This is a genomic window from Amycolatopsis albidoflavus, from assembly GCF_039525725.1.
GTDB lineage: Bacteria > Actinomycetota > Actinomycetes > Mycobacteriales > Pseudonocardiaceae > Amycolatopsis > Amycolatopsis albidoflava.
The window spans coordinates 1-21,888 of sequence record NZ_BAAAHV010000009.1 but is presented as its reverse complement, the minus strand read 5'-3'; the positions used below and the strand labels follow the sequence as shown (position 1 = coordinate 21,888).

The 21,888-nt window shown below is 69.1% G+C and carries 21 protein-coding genes and 1 pseudogene; 9 read left to right on the top strand and 13 right to left on the bottom strand.

Translation table 11 applies throughout. From position 1 onward, the window contains the following. Positions 1 to 80: 80 nt before the first annotated feature. Positions 81 to 563 carry a hypothetical protein gene (locus tag ABD156_RS12000; protein ID WP_344270832.1) on the bottom strand — a complete coding sequence of 161 codons (483 nt, stop codon included), beginning with the start codon at positions 561 to 563 and terminating at the stop codon, positions 81 to 83. A 355-nt stretch (positions 564 to 918) separates the two neighbouring features. On the opposite strand from ABD156_RS12000, the gene ABD156_RS11995 reads away from it, so the two are divergent. Together ABD156_RS11995 and ABD156_RS11990 are read left to right on the top strand one after the other, a co-directional pair. After that, entirely contained in the window at positions 919 to 1,845 is a 927-nt protein-coding gene (locus ABD156_RS11995) for a diacylglycerol/lipid kinase family protein (protein WP_116202565.1), read from the top strand. A gap of 271 nt (positions 1,846 to 2,116) precedes the next feature. After that, positions 2,117 to 2,371 carry a WhiB family transcriptional regulator gene (locus tag ABD156_RS11990; protein ID WP_009082948.1) on the top strand — a complete coding sequence of 85 codons (255 nt, stop codon included), beginning with the start codon at positions 2,117 to 2,119 and terminating at the stop codon, positions 2,369 to 2,371. Between the two features lie 365 nt (positions 2,372 to 2,736). Here ABD156_RS11990 and ABD156_RS11985 read toward each other — a convergent pair whose 3' ends face one another. Together ABD156_RS11985 and ABD156_RS11980 are read right to left on the bottom strand one after the other, a co-directional pair. Then, positions 2,737 to 3,696, bottom strand: a complete 960-nt coding sequence (locus ABD156_RS11985) for a GNAT family N-acetyltransferase (protein WP_344270815.1) — start codon at positions 3,694 to 3,696, stop codon at positions 2,737 to 2,739. A gap of 42 nt (positions 3,697 to 3,738) precedes the next feature. Beyond that, positions 3,739 to 5,259 (bottom strand): sensor histidine kinase, encoded by a 1,521-nt coding sequence (locus tag ABD156_RS11980; RefSeq protein WP_344270812.1) that lies wholly within the window; start codon positions 5,257 to 5,259, stop codon positions 3,739 to 3,741. Positions 5,260 to 5,451: 192 nt separating this feature from the next. On the opposite strand from ABD156_RS11980, the gene ABD156_RS47800 reads away from it, so the two are divergent. Continuing rightward, positions 5,452 to 5,526: a 50S ribosomal protein bL37 gene (locus ABD156_RS47800; protein WP_098515123.1), complete on the top strand. Its 75-nt coding sequence runs from the start codon at positions 5,452 to 5,454 to the stop codon at positions 5,524 to 5,526. 65 nt (positions 5,527 to 5,591) lie between these two features. Here the strand turns inward: ABD156_RS47800 and rsrA are convergent, their stop codons facing one another. Together rsrA and ABD156_RS11970 are read right to left on the bottom strand one after the other, a co-directional pair. After that, on the bottom strand, positions 5,592 to 5,915 hold the full coding sequence (rsrA, locus tag ABD156_RS11975) for a mycothiol system anti-sigma-R factor (protein WP_116202568.1): 324 nt from the start codon (positions 5,913 to 5,915) through the stop codon (positions 5,592 to 5,594). Further along, entirely contained in the window at positions 5,912 to 6,538 is a 627-nt protein-coding gene (locus ABD156_RS11970; protein ID WP_344272281.1) for a sigma-70 family RNA polymerase sigma factor, read from the bottom strand. The genes rsrA and ABD156_RS11970 overlap by 4 nt, the downstream gene beginning before the upstream one ends. A 189-nt stretch (positions 6,539 to 6,727) precedes the next feature. Between ABD156_RS11970 and ybaK the strand changes: the two genes are divergently transcribed. Next, positions 6,728 to 7,207, top strand: a complete 480-nt coding sequence (gene ybaK, locus ABD156_RS11965; RefSeq protein ID WP_344270806.1) for a Cys-tRNA(Pro) deacylase — start codon at positions 6,728 to 6,730, stop codon at positions 7,205 to 7,207. Positions 7,208 to 7,219: 12 nt separating this feature from the next. On the opposite strand, the gene ABD156_RS11960 is transcribed toward ybaK, so the two are convergent. The 3 genes from ABD156_RS11960 to ABD156_RS11950 form a co-directional block, all read right to left on the bottom strand. Further along, on the bottom strand, positions 7,220 to 7,957 hold the full coding sequence (locus tag ABD156_RS11960) for a class I SAM-dependent methyltransferase (protein WP_344270803.1): 738 nt from the start codon (positions 7,955 to 7,957) through the stop codon (positions 7,220 to 7,222). A gap of 593 nt (positions 7,958 to 8,550) precedes the next feature. Then, positions 8,551 to 9,159 carry an alpha/beta hydrolase family protein gene (locus ABD156_RS11955; RefSeq protein ID WP_344270800.1) on the bottom strand — a complete coding sequence of 203 codons (609 nt, stop codon included), beginning with the start codon at positions 9,157 to 9,159 and terminating at the stop codon, positions 8,551 to 8,553. Next, positions 9,156 to 9,911 carry an SOS response-associated peptidase gene (locus ABD156_RS11950; RefSeq protein ID WP_344270797.1) on the bottom strand — a complete coding sequence of 252 codons (756 nt, stop codon included), beginning with the start codon at positions 9,909 to 9,911 and terminating at the stop codon, positions 9,156 to 9,158. Before ABD156_RS11950 ends, ABD156_RS11955 begins: the two co-directional genes overlap by 4 nt. Positions 9,912 to 9,975: 64 nt before the next feature. On the opposite strand from ABD156_RS11950, the gene rsgA reads away from it, so the two are divergent. The 3 genes from rsgA (at position 9,976) to ABD156_RS11935 (ending at position 13,129) form a co-directional block, all read left to right on the top strand. Beyond that, complete coding sequence (rsgA, locus tag ABD156_RS11945; RefSeq protein WP_377926912.1) at positions 9,976 to 11,046, top strand: ribosome small subunit-dependent GTPase A; 1,071 nt, start codon at positions 9,976 to 9,978, stop codon at positions 11,044 to 11,046. A 239-nt stretch (positions 11,047 to 11,285) separates the two neighbouring features. Next, entirely contained in the window at positions 11,286 to 12,179 is an 894-nt protein-coding gene (locus ABD156_RS11940) for an SCO4651 family lipoprotein (RefSeq protein WP_344270795.1), read from the top strand. A 152-nt stretch (positions 12,180 to 12,331) separates the two neighbouring features. Next, positions 12,332 to 13,129, top strand: coding sequence for an SCO4651 family lipoprotein (locus tag ABD156_RS11935; protein ID WP_344270792.1), 798 nt, complete (start codon positions 12,332 to 12,334; stop codon positions 13,127 to 13,129). A gap of 59 nt (positions 13,130 to 13,188) precedes the next feature. On the opposite strand, the gene ABD156_RS11930 is transcribed toward ABD156_RS11935, so the two are convergent. Beyond that, entirely contained in the window at positions 13,189 to 13,680 is a 492-nt protein-coding gene (locus ABD156_RS11930; RefSeq protein ID WP_344270789.1) for a DUF6912 family protein, read from the bottom strand. Further along, entirely contained in the window at positions 13,677 to 15,074 is a 1,398-nt protein-coding gene (locus tag ABD156_RS11925; protein ID WP_344270787.1) for a WS/DGAT/MGAT family O-acyltransferase, read from the bottom strand. Before ABD156_RS11925 ends, ABD156_RS11930 begins: the two co-directional genes overlap by 4 nt. 34 nt (positions 15,075 to 15,108) lie before the next feature. On the opposite strand from ABD156_RS11925, the gene ABD156_RS11920 reads away from it, so the two are divergent. Then, positions 15,109 to 15,873, top strand: a complete 765-nt coding sequence (locus ABD156_RS11920) for a TrmH family RNA methyltransferase (RefSeq protein ID WP_344270784.1) — start codon at positions 15,109 to 15,111, stop codon at positions 15,871 to 15,873. Here the strand turns inward: ABD156_RS11920 and ABD156_RS11915 are convergent. Beyond that, positions 15,866 to 16,249, bottom strand: coding sequence for an HAD-IA family hydrolase (locus tag ABD156_RS11915; RefSeq protein ID WP_344270781.1), 384 nt, complete (start codon positions 16,247 to 16,249; stop codon positions 15,866 to 15,868). The genes ABD156_RS11920 and ABD156_RS11915 overlap by 8 nt on opposite strands. A 164-nt stretch (positions 16,250 to 16,413) precedes the next feature. On the opposite strand from ABD156_RS11915, the gene ABD156_RS11910 reads away from it, so the two are divergent. Then, on the top strand, positions 16,414 to 16,893 hold the full coding sequence (locus tag ABD156_RS11910) for an Rv3235 family protein (RefSeq protein ID WP_344270778.1): 480 nt from the start codon (positions 16,414 to 16,416) through the stop codon (positions 16,891 to 16,893). A gap of 518 nt (positions 16,894 to 17,411) precedes the next feature. Here the strand turns inward: ABD156_RS11910 and secA are convergent. Then, positions 17,412 to 19,971 (bottom strand): annotated as a pseudogene (secA, locus tag ABD156_RS11905) (preprotein translocase subunit SecA); the annotation flags it as partial. Positions 19,972 to 20,233: 262 nt separating this feature from the next. Further along, positions 20,234 to 20,917: a ribosome hibernation-promoting factor, HPF/YfiA family gene (hpf, locus tag ABD156_RS11900; RefSeq protein ID WP_344270772.1), complete on the bottom strand. Its 684-nt coding sequence runs from the start codon at positions 20,915 to 20,917 to the stop codon at positions 20,234 to 20,236. Positions 20,918 to 21,888: the final 971 nt, after the last annotated feature.

The following is a 21,888-nucleotide window of genomic DNA, read 5'->3' as shown; positions in this document are numbered from 1 at the left end:
GTACCGATTCCATCGCCGGAGAGGGGTCACGACCAGTGTCGCCGCGTCACCTGCTCGCTATGACGTGACGTCACTGTCGCTCAGTCCTGTTCGCGACGCTCCCGCTCGGCCCGCCGTCCTGCGAGACCGCCGCGTTCGGCCGCCTCTTCCTCGGTCTCGTCGTCGTGCATTCCGAGCGCCCACGCCCGCGACGGACGGCGGAACAGCAGCACCAGCGCCGCCAGCCCGAACAGCCCGATCGGCACGCCCCACAGCGGCTGTCCGGACGGCCCGAGCAGGTACCAGCCGACCCCGATCACCAGCAGCGCCACGACGACGCCGGGCGAACGCGCCCACGTCTGTCCGAGCAGCAGCCCGACCGACGCGGCGAGGAAGATCAGCGCCAGCACCGCGTAGGTGCCGAACTCGGCCCACACGTTGTTGCCCGGGATCGGCGGGTTCCGCAGCCCGTGCACCAGCAGCACCACGCCGAAGACCAGCAGGCCCAGCCCGGGCAGCCCGGTCAGGACGCCGGCGAGGCGGACCTCGAGCGGGGTGGGCGGCGGGTTCTCGGGATGCGACACGGGCGCGGCCCTTTCAGCTGCTGTGCGGGAACTTTCGCGGGAACTTGCCGGGGCACAGCCACCCGACCAGCGCGAGTCACCGTGCGTGAGCACTACCGATCGTATGCCACCCGGTCGGCCGTTTTCCGGGGCGGCGGCCGAAGAGAAAATCGGGATAGTCGTCGATGAGCGGGCGGTCGGCCCGGGTGCACTTGTCACGACGCGCGGAGTTTTCGCCGTCTGCAGAGGAGGACCGCCCGCCACAGGGTCGCCACAGGTCACCGAGCCGGGACGGCGCGCGCGAGCGGCTGAGCTTCGCGTCACCTTGTGGCGCTGGAGGTACGTCCGCCGGGCGAAAAACACCTACCCTGCGGTAGTGCGCGCCATCCTCGTCGTGAACCCCCAGGCCACCTCGACCACCGCGGGTGGCCGGGACGTGCTGGCGCACGCGCTGGCCAGCCAGGTGAAGCTGGACGTCGTCGAAACCGACTACCGCGGGCACGCGCTCGCGGTGGCCCGTTCGGCGGCCCGCGACGGCTACGACCTGGTGGTGGCGCACGGCGGCGACGGCACGGTCAACGAGGTCGTCAACGGCCTGCTCGCCGATTCCGCGGGCGCTCCCGGACGCTCCGGGTCCGTCCCGATGCTCGGCGTCGTGCCGGGCGGCTCGGCCAACGTGTTCGCGCGCGCGGCCGGACTGCCCGCCGATCCGGTCGAGGCGACCCACCAACTGCTCACCGCGCTGGAAACCGAACGGACCCGGCGGATCGGCCTCGGACTGGCCGACGGGCACTGGTTCACCTTCAACGCGGGGCTCGGCTGGGACGCCGACGTCGTCGGCCGCGTCGCGAAACGGCGCGGCAAGCAAACCAGCGCGAGCCTCTATCTGCGGGCCGCCGTCCGCTCCTACTTCCGTCCGCCGCTCGGACGGCCGGCGCTGACCGTCCGGATCCCCGGCGAGGAACCGGCCGAGGCGGTGACGGCGTTCGTGTCGAACACCGATCCGTGGACTTACCTCGGGGAACGCCCGGTCCACCTCAACTCCGGCTGCTCGTTCGAGACCGGATTGGGCCTGTTCGCGTTGAACGGTCTGCGATTGCCCACCGTGTTCACGCATGTACGGCAAGCTCTCCTCACGGAGAGCGATCAGCACGGCCGCCGTCTGCTCCGCCGCGACGATGTGCCTCTGATCCGCATCGACGCAGCTGAACCGGTCAACTTCCAGGTCGACGGGGACCTCGTCGGGCAACGCACCCGGGTCGAGTTCCAGAGCGTTCCGGATGCACTCACCGTAGTCGGATAGCCGAGCGACCGCTGATCGCCCGCGGCAAAGTGCGCCCTGCCGCTCGGCGACGCAAACCCTCCGTTCACCGCACCGGCCTTCCGGCGAGCGGAGCTTTTCAGAACGAAACCGCAGGTCAGAGGCATAGCTCGGCCGGGTGAGCTGACTCACCGATCTTGTCGAAACCCTTGTCGAACGCGGTGCTTCGTGAAAGCATTCACAAGCACCCAAAAACACGACCGCCACTACTGTGGCGCGGCCCTCCCGCGTCACTGTGAAGGAGCTCACGAACATGGACTGGCGCCACGACGCGGCCTGCCGAGACGAGGACCCCGAGCTGTTCTTCCCGGTGGGAACCAGCGGTCCGGCTCTGTTGCAGGTCTCCGAGGCGAAGGCCGTGTGCCACCGCTGCCCCGCGGCTTCCGACTGCCTGGCCTGGGCTCTGGCCAGCGGCCAGGACGCCGGCGTCTGGGGCGGAATGAGCGAAGACGAGCGACGCGCGCTCAAGCGCCGCCGTACGCACATCGGCACGCGTACCACCGCCTGAGTCTTCACGACTCAGCTGCAGCACCCAGAATCGCAAGCACCACCACCTCGGACCGGACTTTCGCCCGGCGGGCATTCGCGTGCCCGTGCCGCACATGGCGACACATACCCGGAACGAGCGTAACAACCGAGGTCGGCCACCCCGCATCCGGGTGCCGCCTCACCCAGGACTATCCAAGTCCTCCCGCGGAACGTTGAACGGGCCGGTACCGCCGAGCTTCACTGGTACCGGCCCTTCAACGCGTCTGGGGTCCGAGGCCAGGGACTTGAGCCGTGCGCTCGGCAGCCCCGCAACGGACGCCGCACTCGCATCGCCGCGCCGTTTTTAAAGTCTCCGGCAATGCGTCTGGGTCCGATGTGGACGACTCAGGCCTCGAGCGCCCAGCGCACGTAACGCATCTTGGGCGTGAACCCGGCGCGCTCGAAAACTCCGGGAGCGCCGGCCTCGCTCGCTGAATCGACGGTGAGGCTGGCTTGGTCGTAGCCGTTTTCGGCCGCGGCCCGCAACGCGTGCGCGACGACCGCGCCGGCAAGTCCCCGTTTCCGGTAGCCGGGAACCGTGCCGACCACCATGAAGTGCGCGTCGCGAATGCCGGACAGTTCGGTGTCGGCGGCCCAGGACAAGGTCAGCACGAGACTCGCCGGAGCGCCGGTTGCCTTGTCCCGCAGCAGAAAACTGATCTCGGGCTGGAGCACGTGGTTCGTGAACTTGTTCTGCCACGCGTCCGCGGACACCGGGGTCGCGCCCCAGTGGTCCTGATAGGACTCGTTGCGGGCGAGCCGGAAATCCTCGTCGAGCTCCCGGGTCCACTGTTCGGCCTGGAAACCCTCCGGGATCGGCGCTTCACCGACCGTCCCGAGTGGATGTTCCATGCGCTGGAAATAGCGGGCGGGCGAAAAACCTTGCGCGCCAAAGAGTTCTTTCGTCCCGGCGATGTGCTCCGCCTTGTGGATGTCGACGGCGAGCTTCAGCGTCGGGTGGTGCAGTTCGTGCACCGTCTTAGCCCCGGCGATCCCCGCTTCCACGAGCTTGGTCCCGATTCCGCGCCTGCGGTAAGCGGGATCGACGCCGCCGTCGAGGAACACGCGATGGGTTCCCTCGGCGTACCGCTTGTACCGGGTCTTCATGAAACCGACCATGCGATCGCCGTCGAACGCGGCGAGACTCGCGCGTTCGAGGTCGGTGTACGGGTCGACCAACTCCTGGAGAGTGTCTTCCGCGGTGTAGTTCTCGCCGATCCGGTCGGCCGTTTCGATGGCGTTGAGCAGATCGGCCGAGGACTGGGCGTCCGCTTTCATGAGCGGCCGCCACGTGAGGTCAGGCATGCGCCGGACAGTAATCCGGCGGGACCAGGCTGTCGCCGGGTTTTAGAGCCGCCGCGACAGCGGAATCCGCAGCGCCGCTTCGGTGCCCGGGACCCGGTTGCCCGCCTCGTCGGTCCGGACCTGGCGCAGCGAAAGCGACCCGCGCAGTTCCGATTCGACCAGCGTCCGCACGATCTGCAGGCCGAGCCCGTCGCTGCGCTCCAGCGAGAATCCGGACGGCAGCCCGCGGCCGTTGTCGCGGATCAGGATGTCCAGCCAGCGCGCCGACCGCTCCACGATCAGCTCGACCTTGCCCGGCCGCCCCTGCGGGAACGCGTGCTCGATCGCGTTCTGCACCAGTTCGGCCAGCACCATCACCAGCGGCGTCGCGATCTCGGCCACGACCACGCCGAACGAGCCCTTGCGCGTCATGCCGACCTGCGATTCCGCGGTGGCGACCTCGCCGACCATCGGGAGCACGTTGTCGAGCAGCTTGTCCAAGTCCACGCGCTCGTCGACGGAGATCGACAGCGCCTCGTGCACCATCGCGATCGACGACACCCGCCGCACCGATTCGCCCAGCGCCAGCCGGGCCTCCTCGCTCGTGGTGCGCCGCGACTGCAGCCGCAGCAGCGCGGCGACGGTCTGCAGATTGTTCTTCACGCGGTGGTGGATCTCGCGGATCGTGGCGTCTTTCGACATCAGCGCGCGGTCGCGGCGCTTGACCTCGGTGACGTCGCGGACCAGCACCAACGCGCCCGCGGGCTGTCCGGCCGGACGCAGCGGCAGCGCACGGAACAGCACGACCGCGCCGCGCTTCGAGTCGGCCTCGGTGCGGGTGGACGGCTTGCCGTCGAGGGCCTCGATGATCCGGTGCGAGACCTCGGTGGCGTCGAACGGGTCGCGGATCAGCGACCGGGTGAGCGGGGCCAGCCGCTGCCCGACGAGGTCCGATTCGTGGCCCATCCGGTGGTAGGCGGACAGGCCGTTGGGGCTGGCGAAGACGACGGTGCCGGCCTGGTCGAGCCGGACGAGACCGTCGCCGACGCGCGGGCTGGTGTGCGTGTCGGTCTGGTTGCCGCCGGCCGGCGGGAAGGTGCCGTCCACGATCATCTGGCACAGATCGCCCGCGCTGCCGAGGTAGGCGATCTCCAGCGGGCTCGGCACGCGCGGCGCGGCGAGGTTGGTCTCGCGGCTCAGCACGGCGATCACCTCACCGCCGAAGCTCACCGGCACCGCTTCGCGGCGCATCGGCAGGTCGCGGTACCAGTGCGGGTCTTCCTCGCGGCAGATCTTGACCTCGCGCATGGCCTTGGCCAGCTGCGGATGCTCGTCCACGGTGAACCGGGTGCCGACGACGTCCTCGGGATGCGCGGTGGGCGCGGTGGTCGGCCGGGCGTGCGCGACGCACACGAAATCGCCGCCGTCGGGCTGGTGTTCGGCGGAAACCGGAACCCAGAGCAGGAAATCGGCAAACGAAAGGTCGGCCAGCAACTGCCACTCCGCGACGACGGTCTGCAGGTGGTCGGCCGCTTCGCCGGGGAGGCCGGTGTTCTCGGCGAGCAGGTCGGAAAGGGTCGACACGGCTACCGGCCGCCCTCGAATGCGGTGAGTTCGTTCATGCCTGCGCACCTCCTGAGTCCATCCAACCAGAGCGTACGGCGGGTGCCGCCGAGGTGTGCGGCACCCGCATGACACACTTGAGCGGTTGACCCGTGCCCGGCCGGTGTGTCGCACCCCGCCCCGGGCCACTCAGCGGACACCCGAGGAGAGAACATGTCGAAGCGCGCCCGCAAGCGTCGCGACCGCAAGAAGAACGGCGCCAACCACGGCAAGAAGCCCAACGCCTGAGTCCGCGCCAGGACCTGACACGGCCCCCGCACCGGGATTCGGTACGGGGGCCGTCGTCGTAGTGGTCAGTCGCGGCTGGTGCGCTGTTCCACGGTGATCTCGGTGCGCTCCACGGTGACGCCGCCCTGCGTGGCGACGGTCTGCCGGATCGAGGCGCGCAGCCTGCTCTTCAGCTCCGCCGGGGCGAGGTCGCCGCCGCATTTGCGGGCGAGCAGGTGCTTGAGCTGCTCGTCGATGCCGTACTCCTCGAGGCACGGCGGGCAGTCCTCGATGTGCCTGCGCAGCTCCGCGTCCCGCTCCGGACTGCATTCGCGGTCCAGCAGCAGGTAGATCTCCGCGAGCGCGTCCTCGCAGGGCATCTTCTCCGCGGGCACGTCTTCCGAGCTCATCGTTTCGCCACCTCCTCGCGGTTCCCCCGGATGAAGCCGCGCTCGCGCGCGACGTCGGCCAGCAGGTCGCGCAGCTGCGCGCGGCCGCGGTGCAGCCTGGACATCACGGTGCCGATCGGAGTGTCCATGATCTCGGCGATCTCCTTGTACGCGAAGCCCTCGACGTCGGCGAGGTAGACCGCGAGCCGGAACTCCTCGGGAAGCTTCTGCAGCGCCGCCTTCACGTCGGTGTCCGGGAGGTTGTCCATCGCCTCGACCTCGGCCGAGCGAAGGCCGCTCGAGGTGTGGCTCTCCGCCCGCGCGATCTGCCAGTCGCTGATCTCGTCCGTGGGCTGCTGCACCGGCTGCCGCTGACGTTTGCGGTAGCCGTTGATGTAGGTGTTGGTGAGGATGCGGTACATCCACGCCTTGAGGTTCGTGCCTGCCTTGAAGGACGCGAACGCCGCGTACGCCTTCAGGTAGGTCTCCTGGACCAGGTCCTCGGCGTCGGACGGGTTGCGGGTCATCCGCATCGCGGCCGCGTATAGCTGGTCGAGCAGGGGCATCGCGTCGCGCTCGAAGCGCTCGGCGAGCTCCACTTCGTCGGCCGCCGTCTCCGGCGCGGAGTTGGGGGTGCTCGGCAAACCGTTCCCTTCCCGTTCGGCGTCGATGCGCGTCTGCGCATACGGCAGCACCGAGTTTACGCGGGGGTTCGGGAAGCCGGTCCCGGGACGGCTCCTTGCGGGGCGGGGAGTGGCGAGCGTGGTGGTCACGATGGGTGTAACAGAACGTGCCGACCGGGCATTCCCGGCCCCTTTCGTAGACTTCCCCGCATGGCGGGCAAGGGCACTCCGGCGACGGCGCTGCTGCAGAAGCAGAAGGTGACGCACACCGTGCACACCTACGACCACGATCCCCGGGCGGAATCGTTCGGCTTGGAGGCGGTGGAAGCGCTGGGCCTGGAGCCAGGGCGGGTATTCAAAACGCTGGTCGCGGACGTGGACGGGAAACTGGTCGTCGGCGTGGTGCCGGTCACCGGCCAGCTGGACCTGAAAGCCCTCGCCGCGGCGGCCGGCGGCAAGAAGGCGAAAATGGCCGACCCGGCCGCTGCTCAGCGGGCCACTGGATACGTCCTCGGCGGGATTTCGCCGCTCGGCCACCGAAGCCGCCTGCCGGTGGTCGTGGACGGTTCGGCGCTGAACTACCCGACGATGTTCTGCTCTGGCGGGCGACGAGGGCTTGAGGTGGAGCTGGATCCGGCCGAACTGGTCCGGCTGACCGGCGCGGTGGTGGCGGGGATCGCGGCCGGTTAGGCGGCTTCGGGCTTAGGCGGCTTCGGGGGCCTCGGGTACTTCGAGGACGAAGAACAGGAAGCAGAGGAAGGCTTCCTTGTCTCCGAGTTCTTCCGGGAACTTCTCCTTGGCGCCCGCTGCTGGATACGGCTCGCTGACCACTGAGGTGCGGAACCCGGCCTTGGTGAAGGCGTCGGTCATCGCGTGCAACGGACGGTGCCAATACGCGAGCACGCCCTTTTGGCCGTTGAAGGTGTACTCCTCGGACCACCGTTCGGTGGCGAAGTAGCTGCCCTCGGGGTGGACGATTTTGTAGAGGATCGGGTGGTTGACGGCCAGAATCAGCCGCCCGCCGGGCCGGATGATCCGCCGCAGTTCGGCCAGCGGGGCGCTCCAGTCCTCCAGGTAGTGCAGGACCAAGGCCGAGATGACGTCGTCGAATTCTTGGTCGGCGTAGGGCAACGGCTGGCTGATGTCGGCGACCCGGAGGTCCGCGTCGGCACCAAGTCTCTCCCGCGCGAGGCGGATCATGGTGGCGCTGAAGTCGAACCCGCTCACGTGCGCGCCGCGGTCCCTGAGCGAGGCGGACAGCGGTCCCGCGCCGCAGCCCGCGTCGAGGATCTTGCGGCCGGTCACGTCGCCAGCGAGATCGAGAATCGCGGGTCGGGTGTAGTAAGCGTTGATGAGACTGTGCTCGGTTTCGATCGCGTAGGCCTCGCCGAAGGTGTCGTAGTCGTTGGCGAGGGTCTCGTCGGAAGCGTTGGCAGTCATGAAATCCACCCTGGCACGGGTGACGCTCCTCGCGCCGCAACTGGTCCGGCGTCATGCCGACTGGCACGCAACCGTCGAGGGTTGGCAGGACGGTGGCCAGCTCTGGATCGAAGGCGGGACGCGGCATTTCCTGCGTCATGAGTGCTCCTGGACGTCATCGATCCCCTCGCCCCGACGGCGCACGGCTGAGCCCCGCCAATGCCATCCGGGGAGGGAGGCGGCGCACCCCCGCCCTCCACTGGGGGGCTGCCCTTGCCCAGTCTATCCGCCGCCACCGGCCAAAAACCGGGTTCGCGCTCAGTTGCCCACAGGCTCGCCAGGTTGTGGATAACTCATCCGAATAGGCACTGACCTGTGGATTTACTGGACCGAACTATCCACAGTCAGCCCGGCAGAGCCGCCAGAACGGCACGGTGGGAGAACGCCGCCGAACAGTGCGCAGCCAGGCGTTGAGTCGGTACCGACCACGCGCGTCGGCGACAGTCCGCGGCAAAACCTGACGAAAGACCGCCGCCGCAGACGACGCGAGTGTCACAGCGGAGTCGAAACCGCGCCGCCCAATGGCAGGCGCACCGACAGCCAGCCGAGAAGACTCACAGATGCGGCCGAACAACCCGCCCCAACCACTCCGCCGCGGCCCGCGCCACCGCGTCCAGATCGCTCGCCAGCGTATGGTCCCCAGCCACCACGACGATCTCGTGATGCGGCGCAGCCGAAGGCCTCCCGAACGGATCCCGCTCCCCCTGGATCACCAGCGCGGGCACCTCCACCGCGTCCAGTTCCGCCTGCCGCGATTTCTCCGGCCGGCCTGGCGGGTGTTCCGGAAAAGCCAGACACAGCACCGCGACCGCCTGCCCGGCCGAAGCTGTCCGGCAAGCGACCCGCGCCCCGGAAGAACGACCGCCGAACACCAGCGGCAAATCATCGAACCGAGCGGAAACCTCGTCCGCCACGGTCAGCCAAGCCGTGTCCAGCTGCTTAGCCGGAGCCGGAGCCCGACGGCCAGCCACCCGGTACGGCTGTTCCACCAGCGCCACATGCATCCCGGCCGCCTTCGCCGCCTGGGCTACCGCCACGAGATCTTTCGCTCCGATGCCCCCGCCCGCGCCGTGGCCGAGGAGCAGCACCGCGTCGCCGTCGGGCGCGCAATGCAGTTCGACTCGCGCGAGTCCGTGTTCGGTGTCGATCTCGAGGGTGGTCATGACAGGTCGAACAGCGAGTCGACGGACTGCTCGGTTTCCGTGCGCCGCAACAAGTCCGGGCCGTTGTTGCGGACGTTGTTCACCAGGCTCGACACCGGCCGCAGCTCCAGCGATTCCACGACCGCGGGCGAGGTCGGCACCATCAGTTCGTCCACTTCGGACCGGTCCGGGTCGAGCCAGCCCGTCCAGTGCTCGCGCGGCACGATCAGGGGCATCCGGTGGTGAACGTCGGTGAGCTGGCCCGCGGCGTCCGTCGTGAGGATCGAGAAGGTGATCAACGGCTCGGCGTCCGCGTCGTCCTTCGGCCGCCAGCTTTCCCAGATTCCGCCGAACGCGAGCGAATTCCCGGAGGGATCCGTCATGTAGAACGGTTCCTTCTCCTTGCCCGTGCGCCGCCACTCGAACCAGCCGTCGGCGGGGACCAGGCACCGCCGCGACGCCAACGCGCGTTTGAACGCGGGCTTTTCCTTCGCGGTTTCCGCGCGGGTGTTGATCATCCGCGAGCCCGCCGAAGGATCCTTGGCCCAGAACGGAACCAGGCCCCACCGCATGATCCGCAGCGAGCGCTCCGCCGGCTCCTCTTCCAGGACGAGCCCGTCGGCGTCGCGGGGATGCCGCTGCACCACGGTCACGACGTTCTTGGTCGGCGCGACGTTGTGGTCCACTCGCGCCCGGCCCTCGGTCAGGTCGACCGCGGCGAACTCCTCGACCAGCTTCGCCGGGTCTTTCGTCGCGGCGTAACGGCCGCACATGCCAACCTCCTCGGGGTGCCTCGAGCGCCATCGTCGCACGCAAACCGGGCCCGGCGCGACCGGCATGGGATCATTCGACCAGGCAAAGGGCGACCGGGAGGACGTGGGCGGCTTGGGGCGAGGCGACTGGAGGCGGCTGGACGAATCCGACGTGCGGGTGCGTCCCGGCAAGGGCACCAGGCCACGCAGCAAGCGCAGGCCCGAGCACGCCGACGCGGTCACCGCGATGGTGATCGGCAAGGACCGCGGCCGCTGGACGTGCGCGGTCGACGCCGATCCGGACCGCGTCGTGACGGCCATGCGGGCCCGCGAGATGGGCCGCGTTTCGGTGGTCGTCGGGGACACGGTCGCGCTGGTCGGCGACGTCTCCGGACGGCCGGACACGCTCGCCAGGATCGTCCGCGTCGACGAGCGCTCCAGCGTCCTGCGCCGCACCGCCGACGACACCGACCCGTACGAGCGCGTGGTGGTCGCGAACGCCGCGCAGCTGCTGATCGTCACGTCGCTGGCCGATCCGCTGCCCCGGCCCGGATTCATCGACCGCTGCCTCGTCGCGTGCTACGCGGGCGGCCTGGAACCCGTGCTGTGCCTGACGAAAGCCGACCTCGCCAGCCCGGATTCGCTGCTCGCCGGCTACGCGGGCCTGGACGTCCCGGCCATCGTCACCCGGCACGACGAGGAACCCGAGGGCCTGCGCGAACGCCTCGGCGGCCGGATCACCGCCCTCGTCGGCCATTCCGGAGTCGGCAAGTCGACATTGGTCAACCGGCTCGTGCCCGCCGCCGAACTGGCGACCGGCGACGTCAGCTCGGTCGGCAAGGGACGGCACACCTCGGTCGCCGCGGTGGCGCTGCCGCTGGCCGGCGGAGGCTGGGTGGTCGACACCCCCGGCGTCCGGTCGTTCGGGCTCGCGCACGTGACCGCGGACGACATCGTCGACGCCTTCGAGGAGTTCGCCGAGGCCGCCGAGGAATGCCCGCCGAACTGCGGCCACCTCGGCCCGCCCGAAGACCCGGACTGCGCACTGGACGCCGTGGTCGCCGACGGCAACGCCGGGGCGGACCGGCTGGCGTCGCTGCGCAGGCTCCTAGTCTCGCGAGCGGGCGGCGGCGGGGACCTCCGCACCGAATCGTGACCTGGAGACGGTAACCTCGCGCGGCTGTCACCGATATGCGGGTGGATGCCCGGCAGGGGACAAACCGGGGGAAAATTCCTCCGTCCGGAGGGAACCTTTTCCCGCCGGACGGCGTCACAGAAGCAACCTCGCGGAGTCACCCCGCCAGTGGCCCGCGCGCCGGACCGCAAGGACGCGGCTATCCAGGCCGACCGGCGACAACGCAGGTGAAAGACCGATTCCTTCCTAGGGGGAGAACCATGCGCAAGACCACGACGTTCGCCGTCGCCGCCGGTGCGGCGCTGGCGCTGGTGCTGACGGGCTGCGGCTCGAGCGCCGAGAACGGCACCGCGGCCCCGGCCGGGCAGGCCAAGGACGGCGGGTCCGGCCTGGCGTCGCCGTTCAGCGACGCGCTGAAGCTGGCCGACGCGGCCAAGCAGGGCACCGAGAAGGCCAAGTCGGCGAAGATGTCGATGGACATGTCCATGGGCGGCCAGTCCATCAAGGCCGAGGGCGCGATGCGCTTCGACGGCGAGAACTCCGCCATGTCGATGACGATGAACACGCCGCAGGGCGCCACCGAGATGCGCTACGTCGACAAGACCCTGTACATGAAGGTCCCGGCCGAGCAGTCCAAGCAGTTCGGCACCGACAAGCCGTGGCTGAAGATCTCGCCGGACGCCAAGGACCCGATGTCGCAGTCGTTCAGCAAGGCGATGGCGCAGTCGACCCAGCAGAGCGACCCGACGCAGATCCTCGACCAGGTCTCCAAGACCGGCCAGATCATCGGGGCCGACCAGGTCGAGCTGAACGGCGAGAAGGTCAACCACTACAAGGTGGAGCTGGACGTCAGCAAGTCCATCGAGACCTACGCGAAGGGCCAGCCCGCCGAGGTCCAGGAGCAGATGAAGAAGATGCTCGCGGGCAAGAACATCAAGATCCCGGCCGAGATCTGGATCGACAAGGACCAGCTTCCGCTGCAGGTCACGATGGACCAGTCCGAGATGATGAAGCAGCTCGGCGCCCCGAGCGCCGCGGGCGGCGGCAAGGTCACCGTCAAGTACACCGACTGGGGCCAGCCGGTCGACGTGGCCGCGCCGTCCGCCGACCAGGTCACCGATTTCGGCGAGATCATGAAGAAGATGGGGCGCTGATCCCCGGAGCTTTCCGCGGGCCCCGAGCCATTCCGGCTCGGGGCCCGTTTTTTGTGCGCTACTGCCGGTAGCACGCGTTCCCCCGAACGGGTCGGCCCCGCGCGCTGTGCTTGGGTTGAGGCACTTAACGGCCGGTCAGAGAGGGTTTTCGGATGCGCAGGACGGCCGTCGCGGGTGTCGCCGCGCTGCTGGCGATCGCCTCGGCGGGATGTTCCAGCACTCCGGAACCACAGCGCTTCACCGACGCCCGCACGCTCGCGGACGCCGCCTCCGCCGCGACCTTGGCCGGTCACACCGCGAAGTTCACCGCCGACGTCACCACCGGCACCCTCGTGTCCCACGGGAAGGGCCAGGCGAAATTCGACCGCGCCGGAACAGCTCTGTCGATGACGACGGACTACGTCGGCGAGCCGCTCGAACTGCGCCTGGTCGACAAGACGCTGTACGCGAAGGTCCCGGAAAGCGCGCGGGACCAGGTCAGCGACCACAAAGCGTGGGTGAAAGTGTCGCCGGACGGCACCGATCCGCTTTCGCAGGTGCTGGGCGGCAGCCTGGCGCAACTGGCCGAGCAGAACGACCCGGCGCGCACGCTGGCGCAGGTCCGCACGGCGGGGACGGTGGCCTCCAGCGAGGAAACCACGCTCGACGGAGCCTCGGCCGAGCACTATCACCTGACCGTCGACCTGGCGAAACTCGGCTCCGAACTGCCCGGCGGCCTGCCCGCCGAAGCACTGACCCGGCTCGGCGACCGCGGCAAGACAGTCCCGTTCGACCTCTGGCTGGACGCGCAGCACCGGCCGATGCAGCTGGTCCTTGACCTGACGCCGGTCATGCAGGCGACCGGCCAGACCGGCGTCGCCACGGTCAAAGCGCGCTACACGGACTGGAGCGCTCCGGTCACGATCGACGCCCCCGCTCCGGCTGACATCGGCATCCTGACCGGCGGCTGACGTGCCGTGAAGGGCTCCTTGAGGAAATCTGATTCCCTCAAGGAGCCCTTCACGGACCGCTAGAGCAGTTCGAGCAGGAAGGGCAGTTCCTGCAGCGCGTACCAGGCCAATTCGTGGTCTTCGGCGTCGCCGAGGGTGAATTCGGCGTCCTCGTCGCCGAGATCCGCCGCGTCGATCACGGCAGCGGCCGCCGTCACCGCGTCCTCCGCGTCGGCCGAGTCCACGTGGATCGCGGCGATCTGGGACTTCGGCACCGGACCCGCGAGACGCACGACAGCGGCGTCCAGGTCCGGGCGCAGCGTCGCGTCGTCGACGTCCACCGAGACCACTGCGCGGCGCGGTTCGCCCTTTTCCTCAGCGGCGATCAGGCGCAGCGAAGCACGGGCCGCGTCCAGCAAAGCCGCGTATTCCAGTTCCTCGTCGGAACCGCTCGCGTACGCCTCGCGCAGGGCGGGCGTCAGGGCGAAACCGGTGCCGCTGCGAGCGCGGAATTCGCCATTGGCCTCCAGGTCTCGCAGCATCGCGATCGTCGCAGGCAGATAAACCCTCACCAGTGCGCACCCTTCAGCTCTTCAAGCGCTTCTTCGATCATCCCGCCGAGCAGCCCGACGTCGAACGCGGCCTTGCGGTCGCCGTTGAGTCCGAAGTAGACACCGCCGTGGTAGGAGGTGACCCCGATCGCCAGCGCCTGCGTGCGCATCAGCGGCATCACCGGGAACATCTCCACCAGTCTCGCCTCTCCGGCGTACACCGGCACCTGCGGGCCCGGCGAATTCGTGATCATCAGGTTGAAAATCCGCCCGGACAGCGATCCGCCCGCCCGGGCGCCGAGCGAATGCAGCGTCGCCGGCGCGAAGCCGCTCACCTTGAGCAACCCGCGCGCGGCCACTGATCTTCCCGAATTCAGGTGCTCGGCCATCGCGTGCCCGATGTGCTGCAGCCGCAGAACCGCGCTCGGCTCGCCGACCGGCAGGTCGATCAGGTACGCCGCGACCTGGTTGCCGACCAGCGCGGGCGTCGCGAACTCGGGGGTTTCGGCGTCGGTGACCGCCATCGGCACGAGCGCGCGCACGGTCTCGGTCGGTGTGAGGTTCTCCCCGCGCGACAGCAGCCATTCCCGCAGCGCGCCGGCGATCGCGGCCAGGATGACGTCGTTGACTGTGCCGCCGTGGTCCGCGCGGATCTTGCGGAAGTCCTCCAGCCGCGTGCGCACGACCGAGAACACGCGGCCGCCGGACACCCGGACGTTCAACGGCCCGGACGGGGCGGGCCGGGCCACCGTCGCCGCGACGCCACCGAGCGTCTCGACCGCCTTGCTCACCGTGGTCACCGCGTCGCCCGCGATCGAGCGCACGTTTTCGATCAGCTCGCCGGGCCGTTGCACGGTCTCGCTCATCGCGTCGAGGACCAGTTGCGTACGGCTCGGCTCGCGCCGCGGCACCCACATGTCCTCGAACGGCTCGGGCGGTTCGGGCGTCTCGTCGAGGATCAGCTGGCCGAGGTCGATCGTGCCGACACCGTCCACAACGGACTGGTGCGTTTTCGTCACCATCGCGACCCGGTCGCCGGCCAGTCCCTCGACGAAATACGCCTCCCACAGCGGGCGTTCCGGCGCGAGGCGGCGCGACATCAGGCGCGCGACCAGGTCGAACAGCTGGTCGTCGCTGCCCGGCTGGGGCAGCGCGGAGCGGCGGACGTGGTAGTTCAGGTCGAAGTCGACGTCGTCCACCCACACCGGGCGCGCGAGGTGCCCCGGCACGGCGAGCACGCGCTGGCGGTAGCGGGGCAGGAACGCCAGCCGCGCGCCGACGAGGTCGAGCACCTGCTCGTAGGTGAACCCGGACGACGGCCGTTCGAAGATCGCCACGCCCCCGACGTGCATCGGCGTCGTCTGGTCCTCGACGTACAGGAACGAGGCGTCCAGCGCGGACAGGCGGTCGGGCATGAGCCGATCCTTACACAATGCGAGACTGGCCGGTGTGGGTGATGAGCTGGCGGGTTCGCCGAAAGACCGCTTCCTGACCGTTTACGGGCGCAAGCCCGTGCTGGAGGCGCTGGGCGATCCGGACCTGCGCGTGGACAAGGTGATCCTCGCCGACACCGCGCGCGGCCCCGCCGCCGCGGAGATCCAGCGCGCCGCGAAAGCCGCCGGGGTGCAGGTGCAGCGCGCGAGCGCGCACCGGGTGAAAGTGCTGGCCGGCAACGGAAAACAGGACCAGGGCGTACTGGCCGACGTCGTCGCGCCGCGCATGCGCGCCCTCGCCGCGGCCCTCGACGACCGCCGCCCGCCCGCCCGGCTGCTGCTCCTCGACGGCATCACCACGCCGGCCAACGTCGGAATGATCCTGCGCACCGCGACGGCCGCTGGGTTATCCGGCGTGATCGTGCCGCGCCGGGGCGTAGCCGCGCTGGATCCGATGGTGGTGAAGTCCTCGGCGGGCGTTGCCTTCCGGGCACCGGTGCTGCGCTGCGGATCGGCGCGCGAGGCGGCGGAAATGCTGGTGGAGGCTGGATACAGCCTGTTCGCGCTGGGTGCGTCGGCGGGGACCTCGGTCTTCGATGTCGAACTGCCGCAGCGGTCGGCGTTCGTGCTGGGCGGCGAAACCGAAGGCGTCGGCGAGGCGGTCGCGGAACTGGTGACGGAGTGGGTGTCGATCCCGATGCCTGGCGACGTCGAATCGCTGAACGTCTCCGCCGCGGCCGCGGTGCTGTCGTTTGAACTCGTGCGGCGCGGGGTCAGCTGAACAACGCCGCGAGCTCGTCGAGAGTGTCGGCGATGCTGCGGTGGTGCACGCCGACCATGCCCGCGGCGACCGCCCCGCGCACATTCCGCTCGGCGTCGTCCACGAACACGCACCTGGGCGCGGCCAGCCCAATCCGCTCAGCCGCGACAAGGTAAATCTCCCGGTCCGGCTTGGCCACGCCGACCTCGCCGGAGAAGACGAGCGCGTCAAAGTATTGCGACAGCTCGGTTTTCACCCCCGGCGCGGCTCCGGGCGCATTCGACACGAGCGCGGTGCGGGTGCCGTTCGCACGGGCGTCGCGCAGGTATTCGTAGAGCAGCCCGGCATCCGGATCGGTAAGCACTCCGGCGTAGTCGACTAGCAAGCCTTTCAGCACTTCGCCAGCCTATCTGTCCTCGCCTGGGCAAGGCCCTTAGCGCATCCGGCAGATCCAGTCTGCGCCGTTCTGCCCTTTTCGCCGGATCAGGCACTCAACGTCCCATCGTGCGGCGGCAGCGCGCACTAAACAGGCGGACGTCCATGTTTCGGGGAGGGAACTCAATGACGAACCACAGCCTCCGGCCGCTGTCCGCTGCACCGGAGGTCGCGGGCAGGCGAACGCACCGCCGCGGCGCGTGGCCTTCGCCGTACGATCTGCCGCCCGCCGGGCACCGGCTGGTGCGGCTCACCGACCCGCCCACCGGGCGACGGCTCGGCCAGCGCCTCAACGCCATCCTCGAAGTCCTCGCCGGACGACGGGCGGCCGGGCAGATCCGTCCGCTCGTGGACGAGGCGTTGTTCTCCCGGCTCAGCAGCCAGGGGCTGATGCCGGGCATCCGCCACCATGTCGCCGGAGATCTGCGGGTTTGCCGTCCGACCGAGACCGCGTTGGAGACCAGCACGATCATTCATTCCGGACCCCGGGTGCTCGCGCTGGCGGCCCGGTTCGAGCGCACGCGGACCGGCTGGGTGTGCACGCGGTTTCACGTGCTTGCACCACGAACCGACAGCGTGCAGGCCGGACGTCCGTCAGTCGCCTGAACAGGACAGGTGTCCTGAAACTTAGGACAGCAGAACCGCAGCGGGTCCATTGTGGACTCGCCCGGGGCAGGGAACGACAGAACGGCAGCACGAGCGTTCTCGTGCTGCCGTTCTCAGTCGTGCTCAGCCGTCCACAGTGGACGGATCAGGGACGCGTCAGCGACGCGGTCCCTTCTTGCCCTTCTTGGACTGCGCCCGCTCGGCGGCCCGGCGTTCGCGCCGGGTGCCACCGCCCGCGCCGCCCGCTTCCGCGTCGTTCGCACTGTCCGAATGCGACTCGACGCCGCCGCCCTCAGACGGCCCGGACATCGTCAGTCCGGATTGGACACCGCCGCCGAGTCCCTTGCCGCGCAAGGCGGACGGGACCGAATCGGAGTCGGTGGCCGGCGGCTGGGGCGGAGCCGGACGGGCGTGCTTGCCCTCGTCCTCGCCCTGGTTGCCGAAGGAGCCCGCCGCCGCGGCAGTCGCGGAGGTGACGCCGCCCGGGAGCGCCGACGGTTCCGGCTGCTGCGCGGTTTCCGGCTCGGCGCGCTCGACCTGAAGGTTGAACAGGAAGCCGACGGCCTCCTCCTTCAGCGAGTCGAGCATCGCGCGGAACATGTCGAAGCCCTCGCGCTGGTACTCGATCAGCGGGTCGCGCTGCGCGAGCGCCCGCATCCCGATGCCCTCCTTGAGATAGTCCATCTCGTAGAGGTGCTCGCGCCACTTGCGGTCCAGCACGGTGAGCATGACCTGGCGCTCGAGGCGGCGCATCGAGCCTTCCTCGCCGACCAGCTCGTCGATCTCGGCCTCGCGCTTGGCGTACGCGTCGAGCGCGTCGTCGACCAGCGCCTGGGTGAGGCCTTCCGCGTCGAGGTCGCCGTCCTCGACCAGGTCGTCCCAGTCGAGGCTCACCGGGTACAGCGTCTTCAGCGCGGTCCACAGCTGCTCGTGGTCCCAGTCCTCGGCGTAGCCCTGGGACGTCGCGCCCGCGGCGTACGCCTTGACCACGTCGATGATCATGTGCTCGATCTGCTCGCGCAGGTCCTCGCCGCCGAGCACGCGCAGCCGCTCGGCGTAGATCACCTTGCGCTGCTCGTTCATGACCTCGTCGTACTTGAGGACGTTCTTGCGGGTCTCCATGTTGAGCTGCTCGACCTGGGTCTGCGCGCTCTTGATCGCCTTGGAGACCATCTTGTGCTCGATCGGCACGTCGTCCGGCAGCCGCATCGTGGTCATGATGCGTTCGACCAGCACCGCGTTGAACCGGCGCATCAGGTCGTCGCCCAGCGAGAGGTAGAACCGCGATTCGCCGGGGTCGCCCTGCCGCCCGGAACGACCGCGCAGCTGGTTGTCGATGCGCCGCGACTCGTGCCGCTCGGTGCCGAGCACGTAGAGCCCGCCCGCCTCGCGGACCGCGTCCGCTTCGACCCGCGCCTCTTCCTTGATCTCCTCGAGCACCTTCGGCCACGCGGCCTCGTACTCCTCGGAGTGCTCGACCGGGTCGAGGCCGCGCTCGCGCAGCACCTCGTCGGCCATGATGTCCGGGTTGCCGCCGAGCACGATGTCGGTACCGCGGCCCGCCATGTTCGTGGCGACGGTGACCTGGCCCTTCTTGCCCGCGCGCGCGACGATCAGCGCTTCCTTGTTGTGGTACTTCGCGTTCAGCACCTCGTGCGGCACGCCCAGTTTGAGCAGCAGCTTCGACAGGTGCTCGGACTTCTCCACGCTCGTGGTGCCGACCAGCACCGGCTGGCCCTTTTCGTGCCGCTCCGCGATGTCCTCGGCGACGGCCTCGAACTTGGCCTGCTCGTTCTTGTAGATCAGGTCGGCGCGGTCCGCGCGGACCATCGGCCGGTTCGTCGGGATCGGCACCACGCCGAGCTTGTAGGTCTGGTGGAACTCGGCCGCCTCGGTCTCGGCGGTACCGGTCATGCCGGACAGCTTCTTGTAGAGCCGGAAGTAGTTCTGCAGCGTGATCGTGGCGAGCGTCTGGTTCTCCGCCTTGATCTCGACGCCTTCCTTGGCCTCGATCGCCTGGTGCATGCCCTCGTTGTAGCGGCGGCCGACGAGGATGCGCCCGGTGAACTCGTCGACGATCATGACCTCGCCGTCGCGGACGATGTAGTCCTTGTCCTTGTGGTAGAGCTCCTTGACCTTGAGCGCGTTGTTCAAGTAGCCGACCAGCGGGGTGTTCGCCGCCTCGTAGAGGTTCTCGATGCCGAGCTGGTCCTCGACGAACCGGACGCCCTTCTCGGTCACCGCGACGGTGCGCTTCCGGACGTCGGTCTCGTAGTGGTACTTCGAGTTGATCAGGTTGGCCTTCTCGACCCGCTCGCGCGTGCCCATGGTGGTGGTGTCGATGCCCTGCATCAGCGGCGCGAGCCGGGCGAACTCGACGTACCACCGCGAGGACTGGTCCGCCGGGCCCGAGATGATCAGCGGGGTGCGCGCCTCGTCGATGAGGATCGAGTCGACCTCGTCGACGATCGCGAAGTTGTGCCCGCGCTGCACGCATTCGTCGAGCGACCACGTCATGTTGTCGCGCAGGTAGTCGAAGCCGAACTCGTTGTTCGTGCCGTAGGTGACGTCGGCGTTGTAGTGCTTGCGCCGCTCCTGCGGGTCCTGCTCGGCGATGATGACGCCGACCTCGAGCCCGAGGAAGCGGTGGATGCGGCCCATCCACTCGGCGTCGCGCTTGGCGAGGTAGTCGTTGGTGGTGACGACGTGCACGCCGTCGCCCGGGATGGCGTTCAGGTACGCCGCGAGGACACAGGTCAGCGTCTTGCCCTCGCCGGTCTTCATCTCGGCGACCTGGCCGAGGTGCAGCGCGGCCCCGCCCATGAGCTGGACGTCGTACGGCCGCTGGCCGAGCACCCGGTGCGCCGCTTCCCTGGCGACGGCGAACGCCTCCGGCAGCAGCTCGTCCAGGGATTCGCCCTTGCCGTACCGCTCGCGGAACTCGTCGGTCTTGGCCCGCAGTTCGGCGTCCGACAGGTCCTTCACGTCGTCTTCGAGGGTGTTGATGTGATCGGCGATGTTGCGCAGCCGCTTCACCATCTTGCCCTCGCCCGCGCGGAGCAGGCGGTTCAGCACCATCCGGTCGACCTCACTAGCTGATCATGATCGAGCCCAGGCCGTTCCCGGGCAGTAATCGCCACGGCTGGCGCCCGTGTGCGCCGCCGCCGTCTCCCCCATCGTAGGGAACGCGGACTGGTCCGCGCACGCACGTCGTCGCAGAAGGTCACGAGAGGTTTGCACAGGTCCCGACGAAGGTCGTGCCCCGGGCCGTGCTCCGGGCACGCGGACGGCCCGCACGCGTTCGCGTGCGGGCCGTCCGGAGAGGTTGTTCCGGGTGGGATCAGCCCAGCCGGATCACGCCGTAGTCGAAGCCCTTTCGCCGGTAGACGACACTCGGCCGGCCGGCCTCGGAGTCGTTGAACAGGTAGAAGTCGTGGCCGACCAGCTCCATCTCGTAGAGAGCCTGGTCCACCGTCATGGGGTCCGCGTCGTGTTGCTTCTCGCGGACGACGCGGCCGGGCTGATGGCCCAGGTCCTCGTCTTCCCAGCGCCCCTGCCGGGGAATGTCGCCCGCACTCGTCGCCGCGAAACCGTTCACCATGGGTTCGGTCGCGTCGGGTGCGTCCAGGACGGCCGTGCCCATGGCGGGCCCGGCGACGGCATCGGATCCGCCGACCATCGACGTCGCCTCGGCGACCGACTCAGGACGGCTGCGTCCGTAATGCACGCGCCTGCGGTCGTGTGTCCGCCTGAGCCGGTTTTCCAGCTTGGTGACGGCGGAGTCGAGCGCTGCGTAGAAGTCGGCCGCGCTCGCTTCGGAGCGAACAGCCGGACCGCGGCCCTTCCCGGTGATCTCGACGCGCTGGCAGCTCTTGGCCTGCCTGCGGTTGGGTTCGTGGAAGAGTTCCACTTCGTAGCGGATGACCTTCTTGTCGTAGCGCTCAAGGCGGGCCAGCTTTTCGCTGACAAGCGCCCGGTAATGCTCGGGCACCTCCACGTTGCGGCCCTTAACGACGATGTCCATACACGACCTCCCTCGCTGAGGAAACTGCGAGCTGTTGTGTTCTCACGGCACCGGTACTACAGCGGCTACTGCACGGGTTCGGCGGGCTGATAAAGAATTCGCGACCGGATCACGACGTCTCGTGGCGGTAGCGCGAACGCGGACTCAGCGGGCCGCCGGCGCCAGGGACATGGGCTGCACACCTCCCTGCCTGCGGGTATTGCTGATAGCGGTGCACGTTAGCTTCATCACGCCGTCCGCAACAGCCCCCGAGCCGGGGGATGTCACGATCCGGGAACTCGTCACGGGGCGCAGTGAATCATGCGTGCGCAGCCCGAAACCGCCGCCCGGAAGGCCGAGCGCGCGTGCCCAAGTTTCACGCGGACGGCTCAACCCGGCGACACCTCGGACGCCGAGGGTGACCGACCCCCTGAGCACAGCCGCCACCTCGGCGAACTGCCCCGGTTCGGGGGTGATTCCGGCCTTGACCCTCATGCCCGGACAACGGGCGACGGCCGTGGGAGGTTCCCTCTTGACATCACTCGTGTAGGTGACGCCTGGCGGTAGTGGGCGTTCGAGCGCGGGTTACCTCCCTGGCGAGTAAACGGAGAAAGTTTTTCGGGTGGGTGGTTTTTGGAATCGTTCCGTTTTGGCGGCGGCCGGAGCGGATGATCGGTTTCCGCATAACCGGCTTTTCGTTTGGGCACCGCCCGTCTTGGCGCGGCGGATTCGCGGGGATGGACTCGGGCCAGGACGCGTTCGGGTTTCGGACGACGCCGATCTCGGCCGCCGCCCGTCTTGGCGCGGCGGATTCACGGGACGGGCTCGGACCAGGGCACGTTCAGGTTTCGGACGACGCCGATCTCGGCCGCCGCCCGTCTTGGCGCGGCGGATTCACGGGACGGGCTCGGACCAGGGCACGTTCAGGTTTCGGACGACGCCGATCTCGGCCGCCGCCCGCCTCGACGCGGCGGATTCACGGGACGGGCTCG

What these genes read in the sequence shown, in the direction of transcription:
- ABD156_RS11990 (WP_009082948.1), top strand. Translation starts at nt 2,117, where the DNA reads ATGGACTGGCGCCACGACGCGGCCTGCCGAGACGAGGACCCCGAGCTG.
- ybaK (WP_344270806.1), top strand. Translation starts at nt 6,728, where the DNA reads ATGGCGGGCAAGGGCACTCCGGCGACGGCGCTGCTGCAGAAGCAGAAG.
- ABD156_RS11950 (WP_344270797.1), bottom strand. Translation starts at nt 9,911, where the DNA reads ATGTGCGGCCGTTACGCCGCGACGAAAGACCCGGCGAAGCTGGTCGAG.
- ABD156_RS11910 (WP_344270778.1), top strand. Translation starts at nt 16,414, where the DNA reads ATGACGAACCACAGCCTCCGGCCGCTGTCCGCTGCACCGGAGGTCGCG.
- ABD156_RS11955 (WP_344270800.1), bottom strand. Translation starts at nt 9,159, where the DNA reads ATGACCACCCTCGAGATCGACACCGAACACGGACTCGCGCGAGTCGAA.
- ABD156_RS11985 (WP_344270815.1), bottom strand. Translation starts at nt 3,696, where the DNA reads ATGCCTGACCTCACGTGGCGGCCGCTCATGAAAGCGGACGCCCAGTCC.
- ABD156_RS11925 (WP_344270787.1), bottom strand. Translation starts at nt 15,074, where the DNA reads ATGCCCGACCGCCTGTCCGCGCTGGACGCCTCGTTCCTGTACGTCGAG.
- ABD156_RS11940 (WP_344270795.1), top strand. Translation starts at nt 11,286, where the DNA reads ATGCGCAAGACCACGACGTTCGCCGTCGCCGCCGGTGCGGCGCTGGCG.
- ABD156_RS11935 (WP_344270792.1), top strand. Translation starts at nt 12,332, where the DNA reads ATGCGCAGGACGGCCGTCGCGGGTGTCGCCGCGCTGCTGGCGATCGCC.
- rsrA (WP_116202568.1), bottom strand. Translation starts at nt 5,915, where the DNA reads ATGAGCTCGGAAGACGTGCCCGCGGAGAAGATGCCCTGCGAGGACGCG.
- hpf (WP_344270772.1), bottom strand. Translation starts at nt 20,917, where the DNA reads ATGGACATCGTCGTTAAGGGCCGCAACGTGGAGGTGCCCGAGCATTAC.
- ABD156_RS11960 (WP_344270803.1), bottom strand. Translation starts at nt 7,957, where the DNA reads ATGACTGCCAACGCTTCCGACGAGACCCTCGCCAACGACTACGACACC.
- rsgA (WP_377926912.1), top strand. Translation starts at nt 9,976, where the DNA reads ATGGGATCATTCGACCAGGCAAAGGGCGACCGGGAGGACGTGGGCGGC.